The organism is Listeria immobilis (assembly GCF_014322845.1).
Taxonomy (GTDB): domain Bacteria; phylum Bacillota; class Bacilli; order Lactobacillales; family Listeriaceae; genus Listeria; species Listeria immobilis.
Genome location: NZ_JAASUA010000009.1, coordinates 68,580 through 84,730 on the forward strand (window position 1 = coordinate 68,580; position 16,151 = coordinate 84,730).

Sequence of the window (16,151 nt, forward strand, 5' to 3'; positions counted from 1 at the left end):
CCTCGCTTTCGTTAATTTACTTCGTTGGGAATAATTTGGAATGTAGCAAAGTCGAATAAACCTTGATCTGTTAATTTAAGCTCAGGAATAACAGGTAATGTTAAAAATGACAATGTTAAAAATGGATCAAATCCTGTTGCTTGGCTAATTTGTTTAAATGCTTTTATAAGTCCGGCTAAATCCTCTTCCACTTCTTCAAAAGAACGATCGCTTAAAAGCCCAGCAATTGGTAAAGCTAAATCGTGTAATACTTTACCAGATGCGTCTACTACAGCAATTCCACCACCACAATTTGTTATATGATTAATGGCGGCTTCCATCGCTTCATCTGTGACACCAACTGCGACAATATTATGTGAATCATGCGCGACAGTAGTTGCAATCGCACCTTCCGTTAAACCAAATCCTTTAACGATACCGACACCCACATGACCAGTATCATGATGCCGTTCGACAACCGCCATTTTAAGTAGGTCTTTAGTTATCGATGGAACAAACAAGCCAGCTTGGACAGACACTTCTTCTATTCGTTTTTCTGTGAATAGACTATTGGGTTGCATGCCAATCACATAACACATTGCCTTTTTAAGGGGAAGTTCTAAATCTTTTCGTGTTAAATGATGATTGATTTTTGGTGATACGAATTGTGTTGATTTTCGTTGTTGGAAGGCTGCTTCTTTTCTAACACCATTTTCAACGACAACCTGTCCATTTTTTAATACTTTAGATATTTCTACGGTTTGTAAATCTTTTAGAAAAACAATGTCAGCTTGATACCCCGCTGCAACGGCTCCTAAATATGGTAGATTATGACAATTTGCTGCATTGATTGTCGCCATTTGAATTGCTGTGATTGGCTCTATACCATTTGCAATTGCCAGGCGAATATTATAATTAATCGACCCTTCTGTAATTAAATCATTAATTAGTTTATCATCTGTGCAAAAACAAAAGCGATGACTATTTCTAGAAGTGACTGCCGGGATTGTTGCAAGTAAATCACGTCCCACAGTTCCTTCGCGGAGCATCACAAACATGCCAGCACGCAACCGGTCCATGGCCTCTGTGGCATTTGTACTTTCGTGATCTGTTCGAATTCCTACAGCTAAATAGTTATTCAAATCAGCGCTAGTTAACCCAGCCCCATGTCCATCAATTCTGCCGCCTTCTTTTTTAGCATTGATAATTTTAGTCAATATATCCGCGTTTCCTTTTGCGACAGACGGGAAATCCATCACTTCCGCAAGACCAATTACTTTTTCATGTGCGTATAGTGGGTGAAGTTTTTCTGCATGGAGAGTCACACCATTATGTTCTCCTTCTGTTGCTGGAACTGATGATGGAAGCATTACAAACATATCTAGTGGCACATCTTCTGCATTTTCCAGCATAAATTCAATGCCTCTTTCACCAGCAACATTCGCTATTTCATGTGGATCAGTAATAATAGTTGTTACGCCATTTGGTAATAAGACACGAGCAAATTCAGCAGGTGTTACCATGGCACTTTCCACATGGACATGCGCATCAATAAAGCCTGGAACAATAAACTCTCCTGCTGCATCCATCACGTTCGCACTATTTGGAAAATGACCAATCCCAGCAATATAACCATTTTTAATAGCTATATCTCCTTCGATAATTTCTCCTGAAAAGACATTGACTATTCTTCCATTAGTAATAACTAAATCTGCCTCTGCTCGACCATCACTGACTGCTACACGTTCTTGCAGTTGTTTTAAATTCTCCACCCAATTTCACCTCCGTAATTTATACTTCCGAAAATCCTTCGTCAAGCAAATATCCCTCTGCGCCTTCTTTTGTTGGAAAAACGGCTTCTAAATTTTCGCCTGTATAAATAACCCACATTTCATTCTCATAAACGAGTGATAGTTTATCCCCATGATTATCTTGATATATTTTTGTAAGGCCTTCTTTATAGCCTGCTTCATCTTTATCCATATATTCTTTTGCTTCCTCTAGCAACACTCGAATTTCATTTTCGGAGTAATCTTTTACGTTGACATATCCTTGTTTATCCAGTGGTTCTACTTCTAAAAATGGTGCATAAATAAATGCATTTCCATTAGGATGTAAATGTTTGACGATTATTTTTTTATCGCGCTTACTTGCAGGATAGTGTACATTCACACGATCCATTGAAATTTCATGCAGTTCAAAACCACCAACTGCTTCTATTAACGCTTTTTTCTCTTCAAAATTCAACATAATATTTATTTCCTCCAAATTAATTTTCTTGTAAAATTTTTGTCACTAGTTTTGGTAACCAATCATGCAGATTATCAAATATAAAGCCTGCTTCCGTTGCTTTTGAGTTATCAAGATAATAGGTTTTTTCAATCCCAAATGGTGAATTATCTTCGTCGTCGGTCACTTCTTCAACAAGCGCTTTCTGACCTATTTTTGTTTCAAGCATTTTGATAAATCCATTTAACGAGTAGGTTCCATTGGAGCTAGCATTCATTGGTCCAGTAATTTCTGTTGATATACCTATCCATTCTAAGAAACGAGCTGCCTCATCAGAAGTAATAAAGCCAATTTCTGCTTGATTATTACTAATACCAATTTCTTGTTGGTTTTTAATATGTTCCAAATGAAAATGCAGTCGCTTTGTATAATCATCCATTCCAAGAACAATTGGAAAACGTACTGCTACAACTGGAAAAGATGCCTTTTGAAAAAATACCGCTTCTGCCAGTCTTTTTCCTTCCCCGTAATCAAAATCTTCTTTATCACCACTGACAATTTCATATTGTTTTGGATTGAAATCTTCCTCTACTAAGGCATACCCTTTTTGACTATATACAGATAATGAGGAAGTATATATGTATCGTTTTACTTTGCCCTTAAAAGCATCTACTGCATAAAGTGCTTCTTGTGGTGAGAAGCAAATATTATCATAAATAACATCCCAGTCTTCCTTAGCTAATTGAAATAAATCATCCCTAGATTCACGATTTAAAACAACACGTTTTACTTCATCGCCAAAATTATCTGTTGTTTTTCCTCTTGTACCAATCGTAACATCATGCCTCGCTGCAACAAGTCGTTCTACTAATTTCTTCCCAAAAAACCGCGTCCCGCCTAAAACAAGTATTTTCAATTTAATTCCTCCTTTATTTATGAAAAACAGGAAGTACGCAATCAGTTAGCGCCATCTTCCTGTTCATTACTCATTCAATCATATATCCTTGGCCTTTTTTGGTTTTAATAAATTCTTCTAAGCCGATTTCTGCTAATTTTTTACGAATTCGAACCACATTAACTGTGAGTGTGTTATCGTCTACAAAGCTTTCATCTTCCCAAAGCGCACGCATAATTTCGTCTCGGCTCACTATGCTACCTTTTTGTTTCATTAATTCATATAAAATTAAAAATTCATTTTTAGTTAGTTCGATTTTATCTTCTAAATGTGTCAGTGTATTTGTATCAATATGCAGAAAAACATTATTATGTTCCATTACATTTGCTTCTTCTAAATCTGCGTAGGAATAAGTCCGTCGTAAAAGTGCGTTAATTCGAGCCATTAAAACATCCAAATCCACAGGTTTTTCAATATAATAATCTGCTCCCATGTTCATTCCCATAATTTGATCCATACGGGAATTTCGGGAAGATAAAAAGATAATTGGTACATTAGAAACTTCCCGGATTTGATTACACCAATAAAATCCGTCAAAGAAAGGCAAATTCACATCCAAAATTACAAGTTGTGGCTCAAAAGCTAAGAATTCTTGTAAAATATTATTAAAATCATCCACTACACCAATTTCGAATCCCCACTTGTTTAAATGCTTCCGAATCGTATCACGAATTACCTCATCATCTTCTACTATATATACCTTTACCATCATCATACCTCCTCGGCAGAACTCTCTTTTCATTTTAGCTGAAATACCTATAAAAGCCAATTACTTTTTATCTGCCGTAACGATTTTAGTAAATGAATTGACGCAAAGCATGTAATAAGCACCAAACAATACAATATAAATACCTGTCCCAATTAAAACTGGAAATTTAATATTATCGATTAAATTAATAGATATTCCCCAAAGCGCAACCATTGAATGCGCAATTCCAAAAAATAAAGGAATCACAAAAATGGGCCAAATTTGTTTGGAAATTATCTTTCTTATTTCTTTCTCTGTGACGCCTAGCTTGAATAATATTTGGAATTTCACTTTTTCCGTTACCGCATCTGTAACTAATTTAAAGTAAATAATACTTCCAGTGGCTAAGAAAAAGACAATTCCGATGAAAATACCGATAAATAAAAATGAACCTACAAGTAACGAAATCATATGATAGTTTGTATAGTAGGAAGACACTTTTTCTGAGAATAGCGAAGGCTTTCCATCCACAATTGTTTGAACTTTTTTATCTAATTCTTCACTATGGCTTGAATTTGTAATATTAAACATTCCTACTGTTTCTCTTGATGCTAACGTTTTTATATCGTTATAATATTCATCCGAAACGACTAATGTTTCATAGGAAATCCCGGTATTAAAAATCGAAAATTCTCGAAAACCAATTACTTTGATAGGCGCCATCTTTTGACTAGTCGCTTTTTCTGTTTTCACTGTTATTTGCCGTTCCAACCAATCATTCTGAATTTCTGGTCTTGCATAATAAACATTTTTCCCAAGTAAAATTGCCTCACCATATTGTAATTTTTCAGGCCTCACAAAATCACTTTGTTGTTTTGCTGCAATTCGCGCATATTCAGATTCAGCAACAATGGGGTGTATCATTTGTAGTTGTTCTGAATCTTTTTTGCTATTCTCTCGATATTCTAAATTAGCTCTAACCATTTCTGTTTTCATGATACTTTTTAGCTGATGATTTTTGTCAGTATTAATGGTTTGAATTATTTGCTGTTCATTTTTACTTGTTAGATTTCGTACTTGATAACTCGATGGATTATCTTCTGTAATATCATTGAGTGTTCGAACATAAAAACTACTCAATGAACCAATGATTGTTAAAGTAGTTGCACTTAAGACCGCTATCATTGCAATTGTACTTGCATTCTTTTTCAATCTAAAACGCAGTGATGTAATCCCTATTAGATTGGTACCATTGTATAAAAAATGTTTATTATGATACAGTTTTTTAATCACATAGGGCGTTCCAAATCTGACAGTTAGCCAAGTTCCCAAAATTACAGCACATAATATAAATAGATTTATATCCAGAAAATCATATTTCAACCAAATAGGTGATTCCTCAATATTGCGAGTTGCGATAAAATAGCCAATCCCAATTAAAATAAGCCCCACTACCATAAGAAAAAATGAGCCTTTTGCAACTCTTTCTTCTTTATCGTCATTCTTAAATAATTGACTTAAATTATAACGTAATACAACGATGATGGCGTATACAGATGTAAATAACATAATTGCTAAAAACACCAATGCTGTATTTATAATCGCTGATGTAGAAATAAGAAACTGTGCATTTATCGCTAAACCAACAATCCAAAACAATAGCATGGCAAACATTTTAGAAAAAAAGATACCAAGTAAAATACCAAATACCGTCGCTAACATATACATCATAGCATTCTCAAAGAAAAGCACTAAAGCAATTTGGGATTTACGCAGGCCAAGCAACGAATATAAGCCAATTTCACGTTTTCGTCTTTTAAGAAAAAAGCTATTCGAATAAAAAATAAAAAAGAAGATAAATAAAATAAGTACTATACTTGCCGCAGAAAACATCGCCGGCCCAAATAGTTCCCAGCGTTTAAAAACCTTATCAATAAGAGGATTATAAGACAAAGAAACAAATGTAAAGAATACGAGTACACAGACAATAAGCGAAACAAAATATACCATAAATTGCGTAAAGTTTTTTCGCATGTTGGTAAGTGCTACTTTAAATAACATTGTTTTCGTCCCCCCCAAGAAGCGCCAAAACATCCAACACTTTTTGGAAAAATTGTTTTCTTGAATTATTTCCTCGATAGATTTCCGTGAAAATTTCTCCATCTTTAATAAACATAATTCGCTCGCAATAACTTGCAGCAAAGGCATCATGGGTAACCATCATAATTGTTGAGTCACGGATATTTTTAGCTTTAGCAAGACCTTCTAAAAGATTAGTTGCAGCCTTGGAGTCGAGCGCACCAGTTGGTTCATCTGCGAAAATAAGGGTAGGCTCCGTAATCATCGCTCTACATACTGCCGTTCGTTGTTTTTGTCCACCTGATATATCGGTTGGATATTTATTTCGCTGCTCATAAATGCCAAACTGACGAGCAATAAGTTCAAACCGTTCATCAATTTCTTTTTGTTTAACATGCGATAACGCAAGCGGTAAAACAATATTATCTTTTACAGTCATTGTATCAAGCAAATTATAATCTTGAAAAATAAAGCCCAGTTGGTTTCTTCTAAAAAGTGCCATTTCTTTTGCTTTCATTTTTGAAAGTTGCTTTCCACCAATTTCAATTTCTCCAGAAGTAGGTTTATCTATGGAAGACAACACATTAAGCAATGTTGATTTACCTGCCCCAGAAGGTCCCATTATCCCAACGAATGAGCCTTTTTGTATTTCAAAGCTAACACTTCCTAATGCAGAAAACAAATTTCCCTTTGAGCCATATACTTTTCTAACTTTGTGCGCTTTTAGTACGGTCTCCATTCTTTTCCTCCTGTTACTAGATTATTTGCTTATTCTACCTTAATTTTATAAAAGATACTATGGGCTATAGTTGTATTTATAGAAAAATCTAAACTTTATCATACAAAAGCGATTAATCCAATAGACTAACCGCTCCACGAAATTAAGTAAGACTCATTAATTTTTTTCTTTTCGTTTAAATGGCTCCACTACTTCCTCATTTACAAGTGAAGCATAGGTCTGTGGTTTTCGATAGGCATTTCCCCAAACCTCTGTCTTTCGAAAATTTCTTATCTCCGCTACATTAAATTCTGCCATATAAATAGCTTCCGAACTAGCCTCTGCTTGAAAAATCACATTATCAATATATTTACCATCGCTATCAAAAACTACTGGAGAAAAGGCACAAGATTGTCCCCAATTCTCACCAGGATAATTTGCCATTGCCACACCAACCATATTTTCAAAAGCTCTAGCGTTAAGTTGATTCAGTCGCGCTGGATTCATATCACATGCATTAGGAACAAGAATTATTTCAGCGCCTTTTAGCATAAGTGTTCGGGCGCTTTCCGGAAATTCTCGGTCAAAGCAAATCATCACACCCAATTTAACCCCTTCAAACTCACATACTTGAAATTCATTACCACTATCAAGTAAACACTCTAATGAAAAATCACACGTATGTACTTTTGCATAGTCTAAAATAATCGCACCATTTCGATCAATAATAATTGCCGTATTTTGTCTTTTCTCACCTATTTTTGATAAATAAGTCGTACAAATACCGATATGATGTTGTTTAGCTTGCTCTCTGAGGACTTTGACATACTCGCTATCAATTGTTACCGCCTCGTCTAACCACATAGCACGTTCTTTCTTAAAATCAGGATGTAACGGATAATCGAAGGCTTTATCAAAAGGAGGCGCATATCCATTTGACCACATTTCTGGAAAAAGCACTAAATCTGCTCCATTTTTCGCAGCTGTTTCGATATGTTGGATAGCTAAATTTAAATTAGCCAATTTATTATTAGCAACTGCTTTTTTCTGTACTGAAGCAATTTTTAACATACGTTTTTCCGCTCCAATAGCTTTAAAATTTTTTCTTATCAATAAAAATTTCTGCCCCTACTGTTTCATCATCTGTATATTTCTCGCGCATTGAATGGATTAGTGCTTCTAATTCTTCTAGACTAATCGAAACGTCTGCAGCAACAATGTCCCAAGCTACTTCTGTTCTCCCATTAATGGAAGTCATTATTTTCAAGCGACCTTGAGCAAACAATTTGATAGCAGGTTTTTTTAGTTCGGTTTCTTTTACTTCATTCCATGGTTTAAAATCTCCACGATAAGCAAGGCCACGTTCCGTTAATTCAACGGTCGGAGCAGTATTTAGCAATCTTAATAACGGCCGTAAAATACAAAGTCCGATAAATATAAGTAAAATAGTCTCTTCTATACCATTCACACCTTTTATATGACTAAAAATGATATATACTAATAATCCAACCGCTATCCATAATAAGCAACTTGAAAAAATCAAACGGCGATTTACGCTAAATTCTATTCTCTCTGTCTTTTTTTCTTGATCTAGTTCCGCTTCTATCATTTGCATCCTCCACTCCCACATTGTGTGCTATTTCTATTGTACTAGAAATAAGGTTCAATGGAAAGACGCCAATTCTGGATTGACGTGCGTTTCGATTAATTGTATGCTAAATAAGGAATTTATGTTGACCTTTTGAACATATATGATATAATTTCTTTAATGCTTTTAAGTAGTAAAATATAGTATCTAAAAAGGAGGCGAACATCATCGACCAAGTTATCTTAATCGGCTTTATGGGAGCTGGAAAAACGACCGTTGGAAATATACTCGCAAAATTAGCTAATTTACCATATATTGATATTGATGAAGTTATTACTCACGAACAGGGAATGAGTGTTTCTGCTATTTTTGCTAAATATGGTGAAAAAGAATTTCGTCGTTTGGAACACGAAAAATTAAAAGAATTGGCTGATACAAAAGCCGTTATTGCAACAGGCGGTGGAATTGTTCTTAATCCTGAAAATAGAGAAGTTTTAAAAAATACATATCCGGTAATTTATTTAGAAACAAATCCAGAAGTATTTATGAATAGACTTAAGGGTGATACAACACGCCCACTAGTACAGCAAAAAACACCTGAGGAAATTCGCGCTATTTTTGAACCAAGAATTGAACATTATAAAACGTCAGCTGATTTTATTGTGAATACGGATAACCGCAATCAACAAGAAGTTGCCAAAGCAATTATAGCCATGTTAGATAAATAAAAAACAGCGCATTTCGCGCTGTTTTTTATTCAGTACAATGTCTACACCACATATCTGGCATAACGGATGTATAATCTTTAGTAAAGGTAAGTAAATCATAAAAGATACTATCAGCATAGCCACTATCACTAATTTCTAGTTTATTTAATTCGATTTCGCGATGAAGTGATTCAAGTGCTGCATCTCGAAGTGCAGGTAATATATACCCGGTGATTTTAATTTGTGCTAAAGCAGCAGCAATCGTAATTCTGTCTGATTGATGCACAGCGCTACCAAATTCAGCTAAAAGTTGTTGCAATCGTTCTACCCCATCATCTTTCGCTGGAACATAGGTCGAATTTTTCACAGTTTCCATCATGTACTTCGGAAAAGCTGATAAATTTAAGCCTTGATCACTTTTATCACTAAAATATTCCTCTAGCCGTTTTAGAACTTCTAAACCTTCCTTCTGTCCAAATGGTGCTAATTTATCATTTTCATCTAAATAAAAACTGGCTTTAAAGTGGTCTTTAAAATTGGGATGTGTTGTTTCTAAATGTAGTTCTTTTCCTGGTTGATCAATATACATCTTAATTGCCATTTTTGTCTTCCTCCTCCTTGTGAAATCTCTTACATTTATCTTACCAAACAATCAGCTCTTTTTGAAGCAAGAAAAATATGACAACTTACCAACAATTTCAAGCGTTTTTTTCAATTTTTTAGTATGGTATTTAACTTTTTAACGTAAAAAGAGTATATAAACTATTATTTTAAACCTAAAAAGCAAAAATGTACTCTTTTGACCAATTTTTTATTCCGTGGTTAAATAAAACCTGGGCTTGATCTAACAACAATCACATCTGTTAACTAACAGTCCATTTACACACTTGAGAAAACAAAAACCGCCATTATCCCATTTTGGCGGTTTTTGTTTATTTAATTTCTAACACGGTAACAGCTTCGATATGTGTTGTCATCGGAAACATATCTACCGGCTGGACTTGTTTTGCTTCATAACCACCATCCGTCAGTATTTGCATATCACGAGCTAATGTCGCTGGGTTACAAGAAACATAGACCACTTTTTTTGGTTTCATTGCTAAAATAGTTTGAAGTAACTTTTCATCACACCCTTTTCTTGGGGGATCAACGACAAGTACATCTGCTGTAATTCCTGCCTTATACCATGCTGGAATAACTTCTTCTGCTTTCCCCGTCTCAAAAGTAGTGTTTTTTAAATTATTTAATTCTGCATTTGCTCTTGCATCTTGAATCGCCTGATCAACAATTTCTACTCCATATACATGTTTTGCTTTTTTAGCTAAACATAAAGAAATAGAACCAATACCACAATATGCGTCAATAACGGTTTCTTCTCCGGTCAATTCTGCCGCTTCCACTGCTTGTTGATAGAGGACTTCTGTTTGCTGTGGATTTACTTGATAAAAAGAACGAGCAGAGATTGCAAACCGAATACCATGTATTGTATCTTCAATAATGTCTTTTCCCCAAAGTGTTTTAGTACGATTACCAAAAATAACATTGGTTTTCTGTGAATTAATATTTTGAACAATCGAGGTTAATGCTAATTGTTCCGTTAATTCTTGAATAATGTCATCTTTAAATGGAATTCGCTCTTTATTGGTGATAAGCACTAACATTAATTGCCCTGTTGTGTGGGCATATCTTGTCATAATATGCCGAATATCGCCTTTTCCTGTTTTTTCGTTATATGGTTCCGTTCCATATTTTGCTAGAATTTCTCTCGTTTTTTGAACAGCAAAATCACCTTGTTCGTTATGAATTAAACACGTTGTCATATCAATAATATCATGACTTCTTTTTTGATAAAAACCTGCTGTTAACTTACCATTTACAAAGCCAACTGGCACTTGTGATTTATTCCGATAGCGCCATGGGTCTTGCATACCTAAAGTATCTTTAACCTCCACATGAAGTTTACCAATTCGTTTCATTGTTTCTTCTACTTGATTTTTCTTAAACTTGAGCTGGCCTTCATAACTTAAATGTTGTAAGCTGCATCCACCACATTTGGAATAAACCGCACATGGCGGCTCCACCCGGTTCTCACTCTTTACTTGGATACTTTCCATTCGAGCAAAGCCGTAGTTTTTATTTAATTTGATTATTTTAGCTGTTACTTTTTCGCCTGGTAATGTATTGGGAATAAAGAGCGGATAGCCATCAATTTTGCCAACGCCGCTACCATCATGTGTTAAATCCTCTATAATAATATCAATTGATTGATTCTTTTTTAAAAGGGATGCTTCCAAATTCCCTTGCCCCTCTCTTTTACGATAAATTTACTTAATGATATATTCGATCCCGATTGGCTCTGTAATCATTTCTTCGTTTTGTTCTTTAAAAATAAGCAATGTATTTTTTTGTAAGGTAAAATCATATACAAATGTTTTTGGATAGATAGTAACATCTTTATTGGTTATTAATGTTTTTGTTTCATCTGCTATGGTGACTTCTCTAGGAATTTTACTGCTAAATAACTTTGTTGCAATTTCTGCATCAGCATTTGAATAGCTTGTTTTTAATGTTGTTTGGATTTTATCTTCATTTTTAACTGATGTTACTTTTACAGGAGTTGCTTCTGTTATTATCGTTCGTTCGCCACTTGTTATTTCGTAATTAGTTATTTTCTCTTGAATGGTTGTTGTTGGAAAACGATATTTTACATTTGTAATATATTCAGACACTTTTTTTGCAGCGACACGAAGACGATAAGTTTTTATTCCTTTATATCTTTTATCTGCAGAAGCTAATTGTTTTAAAAATTCATTATTAGTAGAAGTAACGATTAAATCACCATTTGGTGCAATCGTTGCTTCGGTGTTTGCGGATGGAGTGGAGAGAAAGATATTATCTTGTATGGGAATTTGCATTTTATTGTTTACCCACACTTTATTGCTTTCAATTAATTCTGTTTTTGATACTTTAGTCGTTTGTTCTTCAGCCTCCACATGCCAAAAGAAAAGTACAATTGCTGCGATAGCAATGATAAACATAATAATTATCACTGTGAATTTTTTAATTAGTTGTCCACCTGCCATATCGCACTCACCTCATTTCTTTCCAAGACGTCTATTATACTTGTTTTAATGACATAAGACAAATATTTAACAAAAATGACATCCTTTTTACTATGTTGCAATTAGGACATTTAGGCTAAAAAAAAAACTACTAAGCTTAGTAGTTTTAGTTGTTTTCTTTTATAAATAAGTCTGTTGCTGGAATATCATCTACGCTTGCAAAAAATTCAATATGTTGCTTTAAATTTTGGAATGTCATTGGTGTTTCTCCGCCTAGCTCTCCATCAAGATTAATTAACATTTTATCTTCTGAAGTTACTACTACTTTTTCAGATTTTACATAGATAACATTTGGTTCTTTAATGTGATCGCCTCGTAGTGCTAGGGTTACTAAACGAACAAACTCTGCTAAATTTACCTTTTTGATGATAATTAAAGAAAATTTGCCATCATCTAATTTTGCATCAGGGGCAATTTTTTCAAAGCCACCAATTGAATTTGTCAGGCCTAAAAGGAAAAACATAATTTCTCCTTCAAAAATACCTTGGTCGTATTCAACTTTTACTTTAGTTGCTTTTAGGGATGGTAGCATTTCAATCCCTTTTAAGTAGTATGCAAGTTGACCAAGCATTGTTTTTAATCGGCTAGGGACATCATACGTTAGCTCTGTTAATCGTCCGCCACCGCCAATATTAATAAAATACGTATTATTTGCTTTTCCGATATCCATCGCGACACTTTGACCAGCTGCTATAATCTTTGTTGCTTTTATCACGTCTCTAGGAACATGGATTGCCCTTGCAAAATCATTGGTTGTCCCTGTAGGAATAATCCCTACTTTTGGCCGATAATCTTGTTCTGCAATGCCATTTATCACTTCATTGATTGTTCCATCTCCGCCAGCTGCGACGACTAAATCATATTTAGCTTTAACAGCTTCTTCCGCTGCGTGTTTGGCATCATCTGGCTCAGCAGTTGTTGCATGAGCTGATGTGACATACCCCGCTTGCTCTAATATCGAAAGGACATCTGCAAGATTTTTCTTAATGATTTCTCTTCCAGATGTAGGATTATAAATGACTCGAGCGTGTTTTTGCATTTTGTTCGTCCTCTCCTTGCTCAATCAGCGTTGTTCCATTGAAAAGCGCATTTTGACACATGATAAATAATATTATAGCAAATTTCACTTTAAATTCCTAATAAGTAAAGCAGTGAAGGCAAGCTTCACTGCTTTATGTTTATCGTTTATTCATTTCTTCTAATAATAATTTATTCACCATTGGTGGGTTTGCTTGGCCTTTTGTTGCTTTCATAACTTGACCAACTAAGAAGCCAACAGCACGATCTTTTCCGTTTTTATAATCGGTAATGGATTGCTCATTATTATCGAGAATTTCTCCAATAATCGTACGTAGTGCTCCTTCATCCGAAATTTGTACTAAACCTTTGTCTTTAACTACTTGTTCTGCATCGCCACCATTTAATGCTAATTCACGGAAAACTTTTTTCGCAATTTTAGACGAGATAGTTCCTGCTTCGATTAATTGAATCATACCAGCTAAGTTGTCTGGTGTTAAACCAGTTTCGTGAAGTTCTTTTTGCTCTGCATTTAGATACGCGGAAACTTCTCCCATTAACCAGTTAGACGCTTGTTTAGCATCCGCACCAGCTGCCAAAGTTGCTTCAAAGAAATCAGACATCTCTTTTGTTAAAGTAAGCACCATTGCATCGTAGGCTGGTAAACCTAGCTCATTAATATAACGTATTTGACGTTTATCTGGAAGTTCAGGAATTTCCGCACGAATGCGTTCTTTCCAAGCTTCATCAATAAATAAATCTACTAAGTCTGGCTCTGGGAAATAACGATAGTCGTCGGATCCTTCTTTAATACGCATCAAGGAAGTTTTTCCAGTTGCTTCTTCAAAACGACGTGTTTCTTGTTCAATAATCCCTCCAGAAAGAAGTACTTCTGCTTGGCGTTTTTCTTCAAATTCAATTCCTTTACGCACATTATTAAAGGAGTTTAGATTTTTCAGTTCTGTTTTTACACCAAATTCTTCTTGGCCGATTGGACGAATAGAAATATTAGCATCACAGCGCATTGAACCTTCTTCCATTTTTACATCAGAAACGCCTGTATATTGAATAATGGATTTTAGTTTTTCTAAATAAGCATATGCCTCTTCCGCAGAACGAATATCTGGTTCAGAAACGATTTCGATTAGCGGTGTTCCTTGACGGTTAATATCTACTAATGAATAGCCATGAGAAGTATGGGTATTTTTACCAGCATCTTCTTCTAAGTGAAGACGAGTGATACCAATTTTTTTCTTTTTACCACCAACTTCAATTTCGATCCAGCCATGTTCTCCAATTGGTTTATCAAATTGAGAGATTTGGTATGCTTTTGGATTATCTGGGTAAAAATAATTTTTACGATCAAATTTAGTATGTTCAGCAATTTCGCAGTTAATCGCCATTGCTGCTTTCATACCATATTCTACAGCTCGTTTATTTAAAACTGGTAAAACACCTGGCATTCCTAAGTCTACCACGGTTGTATTAGTGTTTGGTTCTGCCCCAAAATGAGCTGGCGCAGAAGAAAATATTTTTGAATTGGTTTTTAACTCAACGTGAACCTCAAGTCCAATAACTGTTTCAAAATTCATTGCTACGCCTCCTATAAGTTTGGTTTTTCTTTATGGAATGTTGTTTCTTGTTCAAATGCATGTGCGACTTTGTATAATAATGATTCTTCAAAGTAATTACCAATAATTTGTAAGCCAACTGGTAAGCCTTCTGAAAATCCACAAGGAACTGAAATAGCTGGAACTCCCGCTAAGTTAATTGGAACAGTCAAAATATCATTGGAATACATTGTAATTGGATCATTAATCATTCCATCAATTTTAAATGCTGTTGTTGGCGAACTTGGTCCAATAATCACATCATAGTTTTCAAAAACATCTACAAAATCTTGTTTAATTAATGTACGTGCTTGTTGTGCTTTTTTATAGTAAGCATCATAATAGCCAGAACTTAGTGCATAGGTTCCCAGCATAATACGACGTTTTACTTCATCTCCAAATCCTTCTGAACGTGTTTTTTTGTATAGTTCTTCTAAAGTATGCGCATTTGGAGAACGATATCCATAACGAACACCGTCAAAACGAGAAAGATTAGAAGAGGCTTCACTTGATGCTAAAATATAATAACTTGCTACACCATATTCAGAATGAGGCAATGAAACTTCATCCCAAGTAGCACCCAGTTTTTCTAGTGTTTTAAGTGCATCTAACACCGCTTGTTTTACCCCTGGATCCACACCCTCGCCAAGATATTCTTTTGGAACACCAATGCGTAGTCCTTTAATGTCACCTGTTAAGCTATCTGAAAAACGTTCATTAGGTTGATTAATTGATGTAGAATCATTTGCATCTACACCAGAAATAGCTTCTAACAAATAAGCATTATCTTCAACGTTTTTCGTGATTGGTCCAATTTGGTCTAAAGAAGAGGCAAAGGCAATTAAGCCAAAACGAGAAACTCGACCATATGTAGGTTTCATTCCTACCACACCACAAAAAGCTGCTGGTTGGCGAATGGATCCACCAGTATCACTACCAAGTGAAAATAAAACTTCGCCTGCCGCAACAGCGGAAGCACTACCGCCTGAAGAACCACCTGGAACGCGTGATAAATCCCACGGGTTATAAGTTTTATGGAAATAAGATGTTTCTGTAGAAGAACCCATCGCAAATTCATCCATATTTAGCTTTCCAATATTAATCGTTTGAGCATTTTTAAGTTTAGAAACAACTGTCGCATCATAGATTGGATCGAAGTTTTCTAAGATTTTACTAGCAGCCGTTGTACGCAAGTTTTTTGTTACAATATTATCTTTAATCCCAATTGGCATACCTGCGAGCATATTATTAGGATCAATTCCAGCATCTCCAAGTTCTTCTGCTATGCCAAATGCAGTCTCTTTATTTAAAGTAATAAATGAACCTACTTTGTTTTCTACTGCATCTATTCGGTTGTATGATTCTGTTACTAAATCAAAAGGTGTTATTTCTTTTGCAACTAATTTATCATGTAATTCTTTTACTGAAAAATCAAATAAACCCAAAATATTTTCCCTCC

The 16,151-nt window shown here is 34.9% G+C and carries 15 protein-coding genes; 1 reads left to right on the forward strand and 14 read right to left on the reverse strand.

What is annotated here, in order from left to right:
- Nucleotides 1-11: 11 nt before the first annotated feature.
- From ade to HCJ45_RS11580, 8 genes are all read right to left on the reverse strand, one after another.
- A complete protein-coding gene (gene ade, locus HCJ45_RS11545; protein ID WP_187124899.1) occupies nt 12-1,751 on the reverse strand; it encodes an adenine deaminase in 1,740 nt (579 codons plus the stop codon).
- 19 nt (nt 1,752-1,770) lie between these two features.
- Complete coding sequence (locus tag HCJ45_RS11550; protein WP_187124900.1) at nt 1,771-2,229, reverse strand: hypothetical protein; 459 nt, start codon at nt 2,227-2,229, stop codon at nt 1,771-1,773.
- Between the two features lie 19 nt (nt 2,230-2,248).
- Nucleotides 2,249-3,124, reverse strand: coding sequence for an SDR family oxidoreductase (locus tag HCJ45_RS11555; RefSeq protein WP_187124901.1), 876 nt, complete (start codon nt 3,122-3,124; stop codon nt 2,249-2,251).
- Nucleotides 3,125-3,194: 70 nt separating this feature from the next.
- Nucleotides 3,195-3,872: a two-component system response regulator VirR gene (virR, locus tag HCJ45_RS11560; protein ID WP_187124902.1), complete on the reverse strand. Its 678-nt coding sequence runs from the start codon at nt 3,870-3,872 to the stop codon at nt 3,195-3,197.
- 60 nt (nt 3,873-3,932) lie between these two features.
- Complete coding sequence (locus tag HCJ45_RS11565) at nt 3,933-5,912, reverse strand: ABC transporter permease (protein WP_187124903.1); 1,980 nt, start codon at nt 5,910-5,912, stop codon at nt 3,933-3,935.
- Nucleotides 5,902-6,669 (reverse strand): ABC transporter ATP-binding protein, encoded by a 768-nt coding sequence (locus tag HCJ45_RS11570; RefSeq protein ID WP_185381291.1) that lies wholly within the window; start codon nt 6,667-6,669, stop codon nt 5,902-5,904. Before HCJ45_RS11570 ends, HCJ45_RS11565 begins: the two co-directional genes overlap by 11 nt.
- Before the next feature lie 156 nt (nt 6,670-6,825).
- The gene (locus tag HCJ45_RS11575) at nt 6,826-7,719 is read right to left on the reverse strand and encodes a carbon-nitrogen hydrolase family protein (protein WP_187124904.1); all 894 of its coding nucleotides are present in this window, start codon (nt 7,717-7,719) and stop codon (nt 6,826-6,828) included.
- 22 nt (nt 7,720-7,741) lie between these two features.
- A complete protein-coding gene (locus tag HCJ45_RS11580; RefSeq protein WP_185347247.1) occupies nt 7,742-8,257 on the reverse strand; it encodes a hypothetical protein in 516 nt (171 codons plus the stop codon).
- Nucleotides 8,258-8,475: 218 nt separating this feature from the next.
- On the opposite strand from HCJ45_RS11580, the gene HCJ45_RS11585 reads away from it, so the two are divergent.
- A complete protein-coding gene (locus HCJ45_RS11585) occupies nt 8,476-8,964 on the forward strand; it encodes a shikimate kinase (RefSeq protein WP_311769009.1) in 489 nt (162 codons plus the stop codon).
- 25 nt (nt 8,965-8,989) lie between these two features.
- Here HCJ45_RS11585 and HCJ45_RS11590 read toward each other — a convergent pair whose 3' ends face one another.
- From HCJ45_RS11590 to gatA, 6 genes are all read right to left on the reverse strand, one after another.
- The gene (locus HCJ45_RS11590) at nt 8,990-9,544 is read right to left on the reverse strand and encodes a molybdate metabolism regulator (RefSeq protein WP_185347249.1); all 555 of its coding nucleotides are present in this window, start codon (nt 9,542-9,544) and stop codon (nt 8,990-8,992) included.
- Between the two features lie 331 nt (nt 9,545-9,875).
- Nucleotides 9,876-11,237, reverse strand: coding sequence for a 23S rRNA (uracil(1939)-C(5))-methyltransferase RlmD (gene rlmD / locus HCJ45_RS11595; RefSeq protein WP_187124905.1), 1,362 nt, complete (start codon nt 11,235-11,237; stop codon nt 9,876-9,878).
- A gap of 30 nt (nt 11,238-11,267) precedes the next feature.
- Complete coding sequence (locus tag HCJ45_RS11600; RefSeq protein WP_187124906.1) at nt 11,268-12,026, reverse strand: hypothetical protein; 759 nt, start codon at nt 12,024-12,026, stop codon at nt 11,268-11,270.
- 145 nt (nt 12,027-12,171) lie between these two features.
- Nucleotides 12,172-13,104, reverse strand: a complete 933-nt coding sequence (locus HCJ45_RS11605; RefSeq protein ID WP_187124907.1) for a diacylglycerol kinase — start codon at nt 13,102-13,104, stop codon at nt 12,172-12,174.
- 139 nt (nt 13,105-13,243) lie between these two features.
- Nucleotides 13,244-14,674 (reverse strand): Asp-tRNA(Asn)/Glu-tRNA(Gln) amidotransferase subunit GatB, encoded by a 1,431-nt coding sequence (gene gatB / locus HCJ45_RS11610; protein WP_185381288.1) that lies wholly within the window; start codon nt 14,672-14,674, stop codon nt 13,244-13,246.
- 11 nt (nt 14,675-14,685) lie between these two features.
- Nucleotides 14,686-16,137 (reverse strand): Asp-tRNA(Asn)/Glu-tRNA(Gln) amidotransferase subunit GatA, encoded by a 1,452-nt coding sequence (gene gatA / locus HCJ45_RS11615; RefSeq protein ID WP_185347259.1) that lies wholly within the window; start codon nt 16,135-16,137, stop codon nt 14,686-14,688.
- Between the last annotated feature and the right edge of the window lie 14 nt (nt 16,138-16,151).